The sequence below is a fragment of the Azospirillum sp. TSO5 genome (genome assembly GCF_003116065.1).
Classification (GTDB): Bacteria; Pseudomonadota; Alphaproteobacteria; order Azospirillales; family Azospirillaceae; genus Azospirillum.
Genome location: NZ_LGQY01000074.1, coordinates 23,874 through 39,022 on the forward strand (window position 1 = coordinate 23,874; position 15,149 = coordinate 39,022).

A 15,149-nucleotide genomic window follows, 5' to 3' on the forward strand; every position below is an offset into this window, starting at 1 on the left:
TGCCGGCCTGAACGCAACGCCGGCGCCCGCCCGCCGGCCGGGAGAGTGTGTTGTCGGACGATAGCGTGAAACGGACCATGCTGGTCCAGCCGGGCGGCGCGCCGCTCACCTACACCATTCTGGTGCGCGGGTTCGCCGCCGCCGTGGCGCTCGCCGGCCGCACCGACCGGCCGGATGTCCGCTTCGACCTGACGCTGACCGTCACCCATCCCGGCCCCGGTTTTCCCGACGACATCGCCGCGGTGATGTCTTACGAGGACATCGTCGAAGACTTGCGCCGTCTTTGTGCCGAATCCAACGTATCGGGTGCCGAATACTTGGCCGACCGCGCCGCGGACCTCTGCCTGTCCCATGCCAAAGTGCGCCTGGTCCAGGTCGACGTCACCATTCCCGCGGCCGACTCGGGCGATTCGGCGGCCGGCACCAGCCTGACGCGCGGCCGGCCGGGTCAGGCGTAACCGCGCCCGCCACCGCTGCGCGGCTGGTCATTACTGCATTGAACAAAGATATAGCGGCTGTTGACAAAAGGACGGGTGACATTACCACCCCATCTGAGTTATGGTCGCCATATTGTATTTTAGACCCACAATCCGGACCGGACGGGGTATATCCCCGGCGGCGATCCGGATACCGAAAGCCGAGACGAGCGCGCAGCAGGGATTAGGCCAATCGCCATTGCCGGCTTCGACCGTCCGCCGATCCCCCTTCCGGGACGGCAACGGCCCCCGGAAGCCGGACTCTAAGGGAGGGACGCATGGACCGCAGCAAGACGCCGACCCTTTCCGAACTGCTCGAAGATCCGATCGTGATCGCCGTGATGGCGCGCGATGGGATCAGCCCCGACAGCGTCCAGCAGCTCTTCGAACGCCTTCGTCGGAGCCGACGAGTACAGGAAGAACGGCTCGCCGCCTGACCTGCGGGCGCCCTGACCCAGGCCGTGAATAAGGCCCGGTCAGGCCAATCGGCTGGAACACCACAACACGAAGCGCCGCCTTCCACCGGAGGGCGGCGCTTTCGCGCTTCGGGGAAAGGCACCTCACCCCTCCAGAACCTCGCGCACGACCTCCATCACCTCGGCTGGGGTGAAGGGTTTGCGAAGGGTGCGGTGCGCGCCCAGCGCCTCCGCCACCGGCAGCACGTCCAGCGAGGCGCGGGCGCCGCCGCCGGAAATCGCGATGATCTTCAGCGACGGCGCGCCGCGTCGCAGCTCCATGATCGTCGCCAGCCCCTCCTGGTTCGGCATGAAGATGTCGGTGATGACCAGATCGACGGGATTGCCGGCCGGACGGTCGCGGAACCGCAACATCCCCTCCACCCCGTCGCGGGCGCCGACCGCCTCATGACCGGCCATCGTCAGCGTGCGCAGCAGCACCGCGCGGGCCACGTCGTCGTCGTCGATGATCAGCACGCTGGCCATGGCGCCGGTCCCCCCTCACTCCGCCGGATGGGGCACGCCGTGGGCGGCGCCCCCATCGGCGCCCTGCTCCGCAGCCTCGTCCCGCATCGGCTTCTTGCGGGCGAGATAGCTGTAGACCGTCGGGACGACGAACAGGGTCAGCAGCGTGCCCAGCGTCATGCCGCCGACGATGACGGCGCCGATGGCCTGCCGGCTTTCGGCACCCGCCCCCTTGGCGTAGGCCAGCGGCACCGCGCCCAGCACCATGGCGCCGGTGGTCATCAGGATCGGGCGCAGGCGCAGCACGGCGGCTTCCTCCACCGCCTTGCGGATGTCGGTCCCGGCGCGCTGGAGCTGGTTGGCGAACTCCACGATCAGGATGCCGTGCTTGGTGATGAGGCCGACCAGGGTGACGAGGCCGATCTGGCTGTAGACGTTCATCGTCCCGCCGCTCATCTGCAAGGCGGCCAGCGCGCCGGTCATCGACAGCGGCACGGTCAGCATGATGACGAAGGGGTCGATGAAGCTCTCGAACTGCGCCGCCAGCACCAGATAGATGAAGGCCAGCGCCAGCACGAAGACGAAATAGAGCCCGGTCGCCGATTCGCGGAACTCGCGGCTCTGCCCGGCATAGTCGGTCTGGGCGGTGGCCGGCAGCACCTTGTTCGCCGCCGCCTGCATCACCGCCAGCGCCTCGCCCAGCGAGGTTCCCGGCGCCAGCGTCGCGGTGATGGTGGCGGAGCGCAGCTTGTTGAAGTGGTTCAGTTCCTTCGGCGCCACCCGCTCCTCGACCTTCACCAGATTGGCGAGCGAGATCATCTGCCCCGGCCCGCCGGTGGCCGAGGTGCCGCCGCGCACATAGATGCCGGCGATGTCGTCCGGGTTGCGGCGGTCGATGTTGGCGACTTGGACGATCACGTCATACTGCTTGCCGTCCTTCTTGAAGCGCGTGACCTGCCGTCCGCCCAACAGCGTTTCCAGGGTGCGGCCGACAGTGTCGACATCCACCCCCAGATCGGCCGACTTGTCGCGGTCGAGCGACACCCGCAATTCCGGCTTGTTCAGCTTCAGGTCGGTGTCGATGTTGGTCAGGCCGGGGAAGTTGCGCGCCTCCGCCATCATGGCGTTGACCATCGTCTGCAGTTCCTCGAAGGGCAGCGAGGTCTGGATGACGAAATTGACCGGCTTGTCGATCGGGCTCTGGCCCAGCGAGGGCGGGTTGGTGACGAAGCCCAGGATGCCGGGGATGCCGAACATCTTGGGGAACAGCTGGGCGGTGATCGCCTGCTGCTTCACGTCGCGCTGGTCCCAGTCGATCAGGCGGACGAAGGCGATGCCCTGGTTCACCACGGGGAAGCCGACGACGACGAAGAACTTCTCCAGCACCGGGATCTGGCGGAACAGCGCCTCCATCCGCTGGGCGTAGCCCATGGTGTAGTCGAGCGTCGAGCCTTCCGGCGCGATGGCGATGCCGACGATGGTGCCGCGGTCCTCGACCGGCGCCAGTTCCGATTTCAGCCCGGTGAACAGCACATAGCTGGCCGCGGCGACGCCCAGCCCGATCAGCAGAACCACGGGCCGCGCCCGCAGCGACAGGCGCAGCAGCCCTCGGTAGCCGTTGGTCATCCCCTCCAGGAACCGCTCGATGGCGCGGTAGAGCAGGCCGTGCTTGGTCTCATGCTTCAGCAGCTTGGAGCACATCATCGGCGACAGCGTCAGCGCCACGAAGCCCGACACGATCACCGCACCGGCCAGCGTCAGCGCGAATTCGGTGAACAGCCGCCCGGTGCGCCCGGTCATGAAACCGATGGGGGCGTACACCGCCGCCAGCGTGATGGTCATGGCGATGACGGCGAAGCCGATCTCGCGCGATCCCTTCAACGCCGCCTGGAACGGGTTCATGCCCTCTTCCACATAGCGGAAGATGTTCTCCAGCATGACGATGGCGTCGTCGACGACGAGGCCGATGGCCAGCACCATCGACAGCAGCGTCAGCGTGTTGATGGAGAAGCCGAAGGCGTACATCAGGGCGAAGCCGCCGATCAGCGACACCGGGATGGTCACCAGCGGCACCAGCGTCGCCCGCAACGAGCGCAGGAAGAAGAAGATCACCAGCACGACCAGGATGATCGCTTCGAAGATCGTGTGGAACACCGCATCGATCGACTTGGCGATGAAGACCGAGCTGTCATAGGCGACATCCACCCCCATGCCCTCCGGCAGGGCGGCGGTGATCTTCGGCAGCGCCTCGTTGACCGCCTTCGACACGTCCAGCGGGTTGGCGGTGGATTGCTTCACCACGCCGATGGCGACGGCGCCGCGGCCGTTGAAGCGGGCGCTGACCCGCTCGTCCAGCGCGCCCAGCTCCGCCCGGCCGATGTCGCGCAGCCGGACCAGATAGCCCGCATCGTCGCGCAGGATGATGTTCTCGAACTCGGCCGGGCTGCGCAGGTCGGTCTCCGACACCACGGTGAACTCGCGCGCCACGCTTTCGACGCGGCCGGCCGGGATTTCGACATTCTGCCGGCGCAGCGCGTTCTCGACATCCTGCGGCGTCACCCGGTAGGCGGCCATCCGTTGCGGGTCGAGCCAAAGCCGCATGGCGAAGCGGCGCTCGCCGAAGATGCGCACCTGCGCCACGCCGGGCAGGTTCTGCAGCCGGTCCTTGACATAGCGGTCGGCGAAGTCCGTCACCTCCAGCGGTGAATGCCGGTCGGAGGAGAAGGCGAGATAGATGATCGGCTGGGCGTCGGCCTCGACCTTGGCGATGACCGGCTCGTCGATTTCCGACGGCAGGGCGGCGCGGACGCGGCCCACCCGGTCGCGCACGTCGCTGGCGGCGACATCGACGTTGCGGTCCAGCCGGAAGCGCAGGGTGATCTGCGATTTCTCCGCCCGGCTGATCGAGGACATCACGTCGATGCCCTCGATGCCGGCGAGGCTGTCCTCCAGCGTCTGGGTCACCTGGCTTTCGATGATCTGGGCCGAGGCACCTTTATAGGTCGTCTCCACCGTGACGACCGGCTCGTCGATCTTGGGATATTCGCGCACCGACAGGCGCTGGTACGACACGATGCCGATCAGCATCAGGGCGAGGCTCATCACCGTCGCCAGGACGGGACGGCGGACCGAAATCTCGGACAGGATCATCGGTTCAGCTCCCCGACGATGCGTTGGGGGCCGGCTTGTTCGGAACCACCGCCACCGGCGCACCGTCGCGGATCTTCAGCTGGCCGGCGGTGACCACCATGTCGCCGGGGGCGAGGCCCTTGGAAATCTCCACCTCCGCATTGCGGCGTTCGCCCAGCGTGACGCGGGTCTGCGCCACCTTGCCGTCGACCACCTTGAAGACATACTGGTCCTTGCCGAAGGCGACGATGGCCTGTTCCGGCACCAGCACCGCGTCGGGCACCGTGGTCAGTGTCAGCGACACGCGGGCGAACAGGCCGGGGCGCAGCGAGCCGTCCGGGTTGGGCACGCGGGCGCGGATCGCCAGCGCGCGGCCGTTCACGTCCACCAGCGGGTCGATGGCATAGACGGTGCCGTCGAAGCTGCGTCCGCCGAAGGCATCCACCGCCACCTTCACCGTCTGCCCGACCTTCACCGCCGGCAGGAACATCTCCGGCACGCGGAAGTCCAGCTTCAGCGTGTCGATGTCCTCCAGGTTGACGATGTCCTTGCCGGCCTGGACGAAATCGCCGACCGACACCTTGCGCAACCCCAGCACGCCGTCGAAGGGCGCGGTGATGACCTGCTTGTCGAGCTGCGCCTTGGCCAGCTGCACCGCCGCCTCGTCGGCCAGCAGCTTGGCGGCCGCCTGTTCGCGGTTGCGCATAGGACCGGTGTTCTGGCGCATCAACTGGTCGGCGCGCGACAGTTCGGCGCGGGAAAAGGCGATGCTCGCCTGCGCCTGGGCCAGCGTGGCGCGGGCGATGGCGTCGTCCAGCCGGACCAGCACGGTGCCCTTGGCGACGCGCTGCCCCTCCTTGAAGGCGATCTCGCTGATGCGGCCGGCAATTTCCGGCCGGATCACCACCGATTCGTTGGACAGCAGCGATCCGACGGCGGTCACCGTCCGCTCCACCATCCCGACGCGGACCGGAACGGCCTCCACCGGCATCGGCGGCGCGCCGCCCGGCGGCTTGGCTCCCCCCGAGGCGCCTCCCGGAGCGGGCGCACCGCCGGACACGGCACCGGTCACCATCGCGGTCAGCCCGGCGACGGTCCCGCCCTGCTTCACGAAATACCAGTAAGCCCCGCCGGCGAGAGCCGCCAGGACGAGAAGTGCAGCGATGCGAAGCGTGTGGCGCATGGGACCGGGATCCGGACGGGTTTCGTTCTACCGCAGCGCAACCGAAAAGGGCGCCGGGCAAACTGAACTATATCGTTCAGTTCACATCCGGAGTCGAGAAGGTTCAGCGATCAGAACCGTCCGCCGGTCCGTTTGTCGCGGCCACGTCCTGAGGCCCGCCGCTCTCCAGCCGGCCGGCCCGCATCGGCACCGTCCGGCCGCCGCACAGCGTCACCCACAGATCGGCGGGATCGCCGGCCGCTACTGGTTCGTCGCCGTCCATCCGGCGGACTTCTCCGCCCTCCAGATCGAGTCCCGGCGCGCAGCAGGGCGACTCGCCGGCCGCCACCAGCGCCCGGACGCGGCCATTCTCGATCCGGATGTCACGAAATCCGTCATGGACCCGCGCGTTCTTCAGCCAGAACTTCCCATTGGCGGGAATGCGGGCGAGGCAGCAGGTCGGGGCGTTCATGGAATTTACCCGTGTCCGGTCCGGCTATGTGCGACGCACCAAAACTGACACAAAATGGTAAAGCAAAGCCAGCGGGAGCTTGGCCTTTACGGGTTCACCCCTCCCCCAGCGCCAGGAACTCCTGGAAATTGGCGCAGCGGCCAGCCTTGAAGGCGGCCTCATAGGCGGCGTTGCGGGCGCGCTTGGCGGCGATGGACCGGGCGAAGACCTGTCGCAGCGCCTCGTCCCGGATGCCCAGCCCATCGCCGGCCAGCCGCTCCAGCACATGGCGGTAACAGCGCTCCGCCCGCTCGCCGCTGTCGGCGGAGAAGGTGATGGAGCCGGCGCGCTGGCGATATTCATAGAACGGCGTCGCCACCAGCGGCACCGGGCCGGTGGCGTCGAGCACCCGGACGTTGAAGACCACGTCATCGCAGAAATTCACGTCCTCGTCCCAGCCCGGCACCAGATCGCGCCGCACCACCGGAAACATCGGCACGGAGGTCGCCACGAATCCTTCGCCGTCCAGCAGGGCCGGGGCCTGCCCGTCTTCATACAGGCGCAGCAGCGGCGAATCGTCCTCGTCACGCACCACCGCGACATTGTCGAAGGCCGCGCCATGGGCCAGCGCCAGCGGAACCAGTGCCGACAGCCGGCCGGGGCGGAAGCGGTCGTCGGCGTCCAGCGGCGCCACCAGCGCCAGCCGCGCAGCATCCAGCCCGGCATTGCGCGCGGCGGGCGCCCCGGCGCCCACCCGACCGGTGCTGGCGAAGACCAGCCGCGGGTCGTCGATTCCGGCGGCCTGCAGCGTCGGGCGGTAATCGGTGCCGTCGTCGCTGACGATCACCGCCTCCCACTCCGTCCACTCCTGCTCCAACAGGCTCCGCACCGCACGGACGATGGTGCCGTGAGCGCGGTGGGCTGCGATGATGACCGATACGCCCGTCGCTCCGTCTTCAGACCGGCCCGTTCCGTTCCCGCGCATTCCGTCGCACTCCCGTCCCTTTCGCGGGCGGAGTTTGGCGGCGTCGGGTGAACGGCGTCAATGCCGCGCAACCGGTTTCCCGCCGCCCCTTACCCGTGCCGCCGCCTCGTGGTAGGAAAGACCATCGTGCCGCGCCACCCGGGCCGCGCCAACTGGAAGGACACCCGCGTGTTCGGTGAATGGAACAGTGGAACATCCCCGGAAAACTGTTGCACGCTGTTCCAAACGTCCCATTCGGCCGCGGCCGCACCCATCGATTTTGGCCGGCCGGACGTTGAACATGAAGGCCGGACGGGCTATGTGGTGAAGCAGGCAAGGCGCATGCGGCAGCGGGACGGCAGCCGGGGGATTTCTCCGGCGGCGCATCCCGGTCCCGATACCCCGCTTCCGATACCAGGGAGAAGAACATCAATGGCGCAGGTCGGATACACCCGGTTCGACGACGAACCTGAAAAGGAACCGGACGAGAAGTCGAAGGAAAGCGCCCAGCCGCAGTTCGCCGCCGTGCAGCAGAGCCTGTTCAAGGCGCGTACGGTCCTGATCTTCGGCCAGATCGACATGAAGCTGGCGCAGGTCGTGTCGGCCCAGTTGCTGGCGCTCGCCCATGAGAACGACGACGACATCACCGTCGTGGTCAACTCGCCGGGCGGCCATGTCGAGGCGGGCGACACCATCCACGACATGATCCGCTTCATCAAGCCGCGGGTGAAGATGCTGGGCACGGGCTGGGTCGCCAGCGCCGGCTGCCACATCTATCTGGCGGCGAAGAAGGAAGACCGTTTCTGCCTGCCCAACACCCGCTTCCTGATCCACCAGCCGCTGGGCGGAACGGGCGGCCGAGCGACGGACATCGCCATCGAGGCGAAGGAAATCATCCGCATGCGCGAGCGTCTGAACCAGATCATCGCGCGTGAGACCGGGCAGCCGTACGAAAAGGTCGCCAAGGACACCGACCGCAACTATTGGATGCTCGCCGAAGAGGCGAAGGACTACGGCATCGTCAGCCACGTCATCAACACGATGGACGAGCTGAAGTAACGGTTCCACGGTAGACCAAAGAAATTGGGCCTTTCTCCGAATGGGAGGAAGGCCCAATTTCTTTTGGGAAACAGGAAACCCATCGGCCGGCAGGGGTGTTGATCCGCCACAACATCTCAATAAGATGGAGCCAACCGATGAAACGCTATCTTGTCCTGGGCTGCACTGCCGCGCTTCTCGCCGCCACGCCGGCCCTGGCCGCGTCTTCGGACAACAGCGTGACCAAGTCTAACAACCCGACGGTCGCCGCCGTCGACGACAGCGTCGACCCGGCGCTGATGAAGATGCATGTCGACCAGTTGAAGGGTAAGGACATCTATGGCGCCAAGGGCGAGAACATGGCGGAGATCGAGGATGTCGTCCGCTACAACAACAAGCTCTATGCCGTGATCGACGTCGACCACACCGTCGACGTCAGCGACAAGGACGTCGTGCTGCCGCTGAACAAGCTGCACATGAAGGGCGACAAGGTCACCCTCAACATGACCGAGCAGCAGCTCCAGGGTCTGGAGAAGTGGCAGAAGGGCCGCTACGAGACCGTGAAGGGCAAGGGTCCGCTGAGCGAGCTGTCCCACTAAGACCGCGCACGGAAAAAAGGCGGCGGAGGGAAAGCCCTCCGCCGCCTTTTCCATGGGCGTGCGATGTTGCTCTAGACCGATACGTCCAGCAGCGAACCGCGCTGGCGATAGCCCTGTGAATTCACCCGGGCGGCGAGCGCACCGGCGGTGGTATCGACGGCCTGATTGCCCTGGGTGGCGGTGCGGGCTTCGCGGGTCTGGTCGGACTTACCGGCCGCCTGGGGTGCTGCCACCGTCTGGGTGCGCACCGGCGGCGCCACCTGCTGCGCCGCCTGGACCGCCGGGGACATGGCGATCTGCGCTGCAGGCGTCATCTGCGGCGTTGGCTTCAGCGTCTGGTAGGACGGTATGGCCGGATTGAATTGCATTCCCAAAATATGCGCTCATCCGGTGCAGGATTCAAGAAGCCCAGCCCTGGCTTGCCACCCTTTCACGGAGTCTCCGGCACGGCCGCCTGCGGTACCGCCGACTTGGCCGGCTGCCGGCGGGTCCGCCGCCGCTCCAGCACCATCGCCATCACCAGCAGCACGGCGACCCCCGCCAGATTGACCGCCAGCACCGTCACGGAGTTCCGCCCGGCCAGCAGAACGGCGGTGCCGGCGATGGACAGCACGACGCCGACGCAGAAGACCGGCAGCGAATGCCGGCCGCAGGCGATCAGCATCCGGGCGGGGGCGGAGCGCAGCCACCCCGCATCGCGCGGCACCAGCAGCGCCACCGCACAGGCCAGCGCCAGGAAATGCAGAAGCCGCATCGGCCCCAGCGTGTCCTTGTCGGCCCAGGGGATGGTCTGCTCCGGCAGCCAGCCTTGCAGTGCAGCCGGCGTCAGCGCATGGCCGATGTCCGATGCCGCGAACTTCCACAGCGCCATGCCGGCCAGCAGCGCCAGCGACCCGACCAACAGCCAGCGGGACTGCGGCAGCCGGACCCGGCCGCTGCGCACCACCAGCGCCAGACTGGTGCCGAGAAAGAACACGCATTGCCAGGCCAACGGGCTGAAGTTCCAATCCTCGTCCCACAGGTTGGGCGGGATCAGTCCGGGCGCCGCCTGGGCGACCAGATAGAGCACGAGCGACAACGCCACCGCCGCATAGCCGAAGCGGGCATAGGTCCACAGGAACAGCGGCGCCACCGCCACCAGCAGGATGTAAAGCGCCAGGATGTCGAAGGCGAAGGGCAGATACATCAGCACCACATGCCACGCGATGGCGGTCACAGGGGTTTCGAACAGCGGCTCGAAGCTCTCCAGCCGGTTCGACGCCTCCATCGGCAGATCGCCGACATGGACGGCGAGCGCGACGACCAGCGCGCTGACCAGCATGGTCAGGATGTTGGCCGTCCAAAGCTGCCGGCAGCGGCCGAGCGCCTTGCGCTGGCAGGCGGCGAACCCGTGCTCCGCCAGCACCGGACCATAGGCCAGCGCGATGGCGTAGCCGGAGATGAAGACGAAGATCTCGGCCGAATCGGAGGGGCCGAAACGGGCTGGCATCAGCTTTGCCAGCGGGTTCCCGCCGACATGGTTGACGAAGATGATCAGAAGGGCCACGCCCTTGAAGAGATCGAGACGTGCGTCGCGTGCCTGACGTTGCTGCATACAGCCGTGCCTCTCCTGCTGTGGCGGGCTCCCCGGCGGGGGCGGATGCCGCCCTTGAGGGGGGTCAGCAGACGAATCGCGGTGGCACCGGACCACCGAAGGTTCGGCACCGCCACGGCGGATGTAGCCCACCATGGACATTTTCGCCGGCCGGGTGTCCAACGCGATGGGGGAACCCTTCCAACGCGGCGCCGGAGGGGAAAAGCGTTAAGCCCTTCTCATGGGGGCTGTGGCAACCACCCCGTTATCGGCTGGGCACAAGGATCGTCCGACTGCACTTCAGGCGCGCCTGTTCTCCGCCCGGACGGCCCGCGGGCGGCCGCGCAGCCGTTCGGTCAGGCGCTGGAAGGCGACGAACAGCACCGGGACGAAGACGATGCCGATCACCGTCGCCGCCACCATGCCGCTGAACACGGTGGTGCCGATCGACCGCCGGCTGGCCGCGCCGGCTCCGGTGGAGATCAGCAGCGGCACCGTGCCCAGGATGAAGGCCAGCGCGGTCATCAGCACGGCGCGGAAGCGCTGGCGGGCGCCCGCCACCGCGGCATCGACGATCGACCGGCCGTCGGCCCGCTGCTCCCGCGCGAACTCGACGATCAGAATGGCGTTCTTCGCCGCCAGACCGACCAGCAGCACCAGCCCGATCTGCGCATAGATGTCGTTGGGAATCCCAGCTACCCACAGCCCGATGCCCGCCCCCAGCACGGCGACGGCCACCGACAGCAGCACCGCCAGCGGCACCAGCCAGTCCTCATACTGCGCCACCAGGAACAGATAGCCGAACAGCAGGGCGAGGCCGAAGACCATCAGCCCCTGATTGCCGACCTGGCTTTCCTGATAGGACAGGCCGCTCCACTCCGTGGCATAGCCCTGCGGAAGGGTGTTCCGCGCCACGTCCTGCATGGCGGTCAGCGCCTGACCGGAGCTGACGCCGGCCGCCGCCTGCCCGTTGACCGAGGCCGACATGAACTGGTTGTAGCGGGTGATGCTGTCGGGGGCGAGCGTGGTGCGCACCGACACGAGGCTGCGCAGCGGCACCATGTCGCCCGACTGGCTGCGGACATAGAGCTGGTCGATCTCCTTCACCTGATCGCGGAAGCGGGCGGCGTCCTGCACCTTCACCTGGAAGACGCGGCCATACAGGTTGAAGTCGTTGACGTAGCTGGCGCCCAGATGCGCCTGCAGCGTGGTGAAGATGTCGGCCGGCGACACCCCCAGCAGGGAGGCGCGGGTGCGGTCGACGTCCAGATACAGGTGCGGCACGTCGGCGCTGTAGGTGCTGAACACCGCCTGCAGGTTCTGATCCTGGTTGGCGGCGACCAGCAGGCCGCGCAGCACCGACCCCAACTCCTGCGGGCTCTGCCCGCCGGTGGCGAGCACCCGCATGTCGAAGCCGCCGGTTGCGCCCAGACCGGGGATGGAGGGCGGGTTGAAAGCGGTGACCGTCGCCTGCGGCATCGCGCCGAAGCGGGGGCGCAGGCTGCCCAGAATGGCGTCCACCGTCTGGTCGCTCCCCCGCTCCGCCCAGGGCTTCAGCGCGGCGATGACGAGCCCGACGTTGGAGCCCTGGCCGCTGAGGATGCTGAAGCCGGAAATGGCGATGACGTCGGCGACGCCCGGCTCCTCCTTGATGGTTTCGCTGATGCGGTCCATCACGGCCTGGGTGCGGGTGACAGAGGCGGCGCTGGGAAGCTGGACGTTGACGAAGAAATAGCCCTGGTCCTCCGCCGGCAGGAAGGCGGTGGGCAGGGCGCGCAGCAGGGCGAAGGCGCCGGCGGTGATCGCCAGGAACAGCAGCATCCCGACGATCAGCCGCCGCCCCAGCCCATGCACCAGCCGTCCATAGCCGTCGCGCACCCGGTCGAGCCCGCGGTTGAAGGCCGCCAGCGGCCGCCACGGCTCCGTCGGCTTGCGCAGCAGCAGGCCGCACAGCGCCGGGCTGAGCGTCAGGGAATTGATGCCGGAAATGATGAAGGACGCTGCGATGGTCACCGCGAACTGCCGGTAGAGCTGCCCGGTTATGCCCGGCAGGAAAGCGACCGGCACGAACACCGCCGCCAGCACCAGGGTGGAGGCGACGATGGCGCCGCCGACCTGCCCCATCGCCCTGGCCGCCGCCTCGGTCGACGACAGGTCGGGATGCTCCTCCATCACGCGCCGGACATTCTCCACCACGACGATCGCGTCGTCGACGACGAGGCCGATGGCGAGGATCAGCGCGAACAGCGTGATGGTGTTGGCGCTGTAGCCGAGAACCAGCAGCACGGCGAAGACGCCGATGATCGACACCGGGATCGCCAGCGTCGGGATCAGCGTCGCCCGCCAGTCCTGCAGGAAGACGTAGATGACCGCCACCACCAGCAGGAAGGTGATGCCCAGCGTCAGCACGATCTCTTCGATGGTGGCGGTGACGAAATTGGTGGTGTTGAAGACGACCGCGTATTTCAGCCCCTCGGGGAAGCGCTGCGACAGCCGTTCCAACTCCGCCCGCACCGACTTGGCGACGTCCAGCGCGTTGGCGCCCGGCGACTGGTAGACGACCAGCGTCGCCGCGGGCGCGCCGTTCAGCTTGGAGGAGGAGGTGTAGGACTGCGCCCCCAGTTCCACCCGCGCCACGTCGCCGAGGCGGACGATGCCGCCATTCTCGTTGCTGCGGATGATGATGTCGGCGAAGTCCTGCGGATCGTTCAGCCGGCCGCGGGCGATGATGGTCAGCTGTTGCTGCTGGTCGTCGCCGATGGGCGGGGCGCCGATCTGGCCGGCGGGGGCCTGGACATTCTGCTTTTGGATCGCAGCGATCACGTCCGGAGCGGTGATGCCCAGCGCCGTCATGCGGTCCGGGTTCATCCAGATCCGCATGCTGTAGTCGAGCGCGCCCAGCACCTGGGCATCGCCGACGCCGGGGACGCGGGCGATGGAATCGCGCAGGTTCAGGCTGGCATAGTTGGAGATGAAGATCGGGTCGAACTTGCCGTCGGGGGCATAGACGTTCACCGCCATCAGCATGTTGGACGATTGCCGGCGCACCGTGACGCCCTGGCGCGTCACCTCCGACGGCAGGCTTGCGGTCGCAAGTGACATGCGGTTCTGCACATTGACCGCGGCGATGTCGGGATCGGTGCCGGGCGCGAAGGTGATGGTCAGCGAATAGCTGCCGGTGTCGGTGCTGGTGGACGACATGTAGAGCATGCCTTCCACGCCGTTCACCTGGGCCTCGATCGGGGCGGCGACGCTGTCGGCCACCACCTGGGCGTTGGCGCCGGGATAGGTTGCCGACACCTGGACGGTCGGCGGGGTGATCGAGGGATATTGCGCGACTGGAATGGCGTTCAGCGCCAGAAAGCCGGCGATCAGCGTGACGACGGCGATGACGATCGCCAGATTCGGCCGGCGGATGAAGAGCGCGGAAAACATCGCCTCACTCCTTCTCCGTACCGGAGGCGCCGCCGGCCGCAGCGGCACCGCCGGACGAACCGGCGCCGGCCCCGCTCCCCGACATGGTTCCTTCGGCCACCTCGTCGGCCGGGGTGGGCTGCACCACCATGCCCGGCCGCACCTTCTGCACACCGCCGACCACCACCGTCTCGCCGGCGGTCAGCCCCTTTTCCACCACCAGCGACTGGTCGACCTGCGCGCCGGTCTCCACCGGGCGGCGCTGCACCCGGTTCTGGTCGTCCAGCACCAGCACATAATGCCCCTGCTGGTCCTGCTGGACCGAGGCGACGGGCACCACCGGGCGCTGTTCCGGCTGGTCGCGCCGGACCCGCACGGTCACATACTGGCCGGGAAGCAGCAGGCGCTGCGGGTTGGCGAAGGTGGCACGGATGCTGACCGTGCCGGTCTGTGGATCGACGCGGTTGTTGGCGAACTCGATCTGGCCCTCCTCGGCATAGTCGCTGCCGTCGGGCAGGACCAGGGTCGGCACAAACTTCTCCGTCGCCTGCGATGGCTGGCGGACGTCGAACTTGCGCTGGAAGGCCAGCAGGTCGCGGTCGGCGACCGAGAAGACGGCGCGGATGGGGTCGAGCTGCACCACCGTCGCCAGCACGCCGGTGGACGGGTTGACGAGGTTGCCCTGCGTCACCGCCGTGGCGCCGATGCGGCCGTCCACCGGGCTGGTGATGCGGGTGTAGCCGAGATTGATCTCCGCCGTGCGGACCTGGGCCTGGTTCATCATCACCGCCGCCTGGGCGGCGTCGCGGTCGGCCAGCGCCTGATCCAGCTGCGCCTGCGAGACGTTGCCGCGCTGGCGCAGTTCCTCGGCGCGGTTGTAGGCGCGTTCGGCCTCGCGCAGCTTGGCTTCGGCGCTGGCGAGCTGGGCCTTGGCGCTGTCGAGCGCGGCCTGATAGGGCGCCGGCTCGATCACATAGAGCAGATCGCCCTCATGGACGTCCTGCCCTTCCTGGAAGGCGACCTGCTCGACCGTGCCTTCGATCCGGGGACGCGCCTCGAAGGAGCGGATGGCCTCGATCCGGCCGATGAACTCCGACGCGGGGGCGACGTCGCGGCTCTGCACCGGTGCGGTGGTCACCGCCGGGGGCGGCGCCTTCTGGCCACCTCCAGGCTGCCCCTGCGCATGCGCCGGCGTGGCGGCGAGCAGCCCCGACAGCACGGCCGCGCAGACGGCGGAATAGGCGCGGGTGCGGCGGGGCGAGGCGGCGGGCATGGCGGTCTCCGGCTGCGTTTCCGATTGGCCTTGCGCGCATCAACATCCCGGCGACCGATCTGCTCCCTGCCCATCGGGTCATTCGCCGCCGGAACCGTCGCCTTTTCCGGGAACATCCCGCCATTCCCGTCATTGGAGAGCATGCAGAGT

13 protein-coding genes are annotated in these 15,149 nt (G+C 67.8%); 4 read left to right on the plus strand and 9 right to left on the minus strand.

Annotation, left to right across the window (positions count from 1 at the left end; all coding sequences use genetic code 11):
• The first annotated feature begins 50 nt into the window (after window positions 1–50).
• Both TSO5_RS19240 and TSO5_RS32975 read left to right on the plus strand, forming a co-directional pair.
• Window positions 51–458 carry a dihydroneopterin aldolase gene (locus TSO5_RS19240; protein WP_247870832.1) on the plus strand — a complete coding sequence of 136 codons (408 nt, stop codon included), beginning with the start codon at window positions 51–53 and terminating at the stop codon, window positions 456–458.
• Between the two features lie 296 nt (window positions 459–754).
• A complete protein-coding gene (locus tag TSO5_RS32975; RefSeq protein ID WP_199230941.1) occupies window positions 755–913 on the plus strand; it encodes a hypothetical protein in 159 nt (52 codons plus the stop codon).
• A gap of 123 nt (window positions 914–1,036) precedes the next feature.
• Here TSO5_RS32975 and TSO5_RS19245 read toward each other — a convergent pair whose 3' ends face one another.
• From TSO5_RS19245 to TSO5_RS19265, 5 genes are all read right to left on the minus strand, one after another.
• A complete protein-coding gene (locus TSO5_RS19245; protein ID WP_109153057.1) occupies window positions 1,037–1,417 on the minus strand; it encodes a response regulator in 381 nt (126 codons plus the stop codon).
• A gap of 15 nt (window positions 1,418–1,432) precedes the next feature.
• Complete coding sequence (locus TSO5_RS19250) at window positions 1,433–4,546, minus strand: efflux RND transporter permease subunit (RefSeq protein ID WP_109153058.1); 3,114 nt, start codon at window positions 4,544–4,546, stop codon at window positions 1,433–1,435.
• Between the two features lie 4 nt (window positions 4,547–4,550).
• Window positions 4,551–5,708: an efflux RND transporter periplasmic adaptor subunit gene (locus TSO5_RS19255; protein WP_109153059.1), complete on the minus strand. Its 1,158-nt coding sequence runs from the start codon at window positions 5,706–5,708 to the stop codon at window positions 4,551–4,553.
• Window positions 5,709–5,811: 103 nt separating this feature from the next.
• Complete coding sequence (locus TSO5_RS19260) at window positions 5,812–6,159, minus strand: hypothetical protein (RefSeq protein ID WP_109153060.1); 348 nt, start codon at window positions 6,157–6,159, stop codon at window positions 5,812–5,814.
• Window positions 6,160–6,253: 94 nt separating this feature from the next.
• A complete protein-coding gene (locus TSO5_RS19265) occupies window positions 6,254–7,123 on the minus strand; it encodes a glycosyltransferase family 2 protein (protein WP_109153061.1) in 870 nt (289 codons plus the stop codon).
• A 411-nt stretch (window positions 7,124–7,534) separates the two neighbouring features.
• Here TSO5_RS19265 and TSO5_RS19270 point away from each other — a divergent pair, with 411 nt between their 5' ends.
• Window positions 7,535–8,161: an ATP-dependent Clp protease proteolytic subunit gene (locus TSO5_RS19270; protein WP_109073003.1), complete on the plus strand. Its 627-nt coding sequence runs from the start codon at window positions 7,535–7,537 to the stop codon at window positions 8,159–8,161.
• A 137-nt stretch (window positions 8,162–8,298) separates the two neighbouring features.
• The gene (locus tag TSO5_RS19275) at window positions 8,299–8,739 is read left to right on the plus strand and encodes a PRC-barrel domain-containing protein (protein ID WP_109153062.1); all 441 of its coding nucleotides are present in this window, start codon (window positions 8,299–8,301) and stop codon (window positions 8,737–8,739) included.
• Between the two features lie 71 nt (window positions 8,740–8,810).
• Here the strand turns inward: TSO5_RS19275 and TSO5_RS19280 are convergent, their stop codons facing one another.
• The 4 genes from TSO5_RS19280 to TSO5_RS19295 all read right to left on the minus strand — a co-directional run bounded on the left by TSO5_RS19280 (window position 8,811) and on the right by TSO5_RS19295 (window position 14,999).
• Window positions 8,811–9,107: a hypothetical protein gene (locus TSO5_RS19280; RefSeq protein ID WP_109153063.1), complete on the minus strand. Its 297-nt coding sequence runs from the start codon at window positions 9,105–9,107 to the stop codon at window positions 8,811–8,813.
• A gap of 62 nt (window positions 9,108–9,169) precedes the next feature.
• Window positions 9,170–10,333 (minus strand): OpgC domain-containing protein, encoded by a 1,164-nt coding sequence (locus TSO5_RS19285; RefSeq protein WP_109153064.1) that lies wholly within the window; start codon window positions 10,331–10,333, stop codon window positions 9,170–9,172.
• A 279-nt stretch (window positions 10,334–10,612) separates the two neighbouring features.
• Window positions 10,613–13,747, minus strand: a complete 3,135-nt coding sequence (locus TSO5_RS19290; RefSeq protein WP_109153065.1) for a multidrug efflux RND transporter permease subunit — start codon at window positions 13,745–13,747, stop codon at window positions 10,613–10,615.
• Between the two features lie 4 nt (window positions 13,748–13,751).
• Window positions 13,752–14,999, minus strand: coding sequence for an efflux RND transporter periplasmic adaptor subunit (locus TSO5_RS19295; protein WP_109153066.1), 1,248 nt, complete (start codon window positions 14,997–14,999; stop codon window positions 13,752–13,754).
• Window positions 15,000–15,149: the final 150 nt, after the last annotated feature.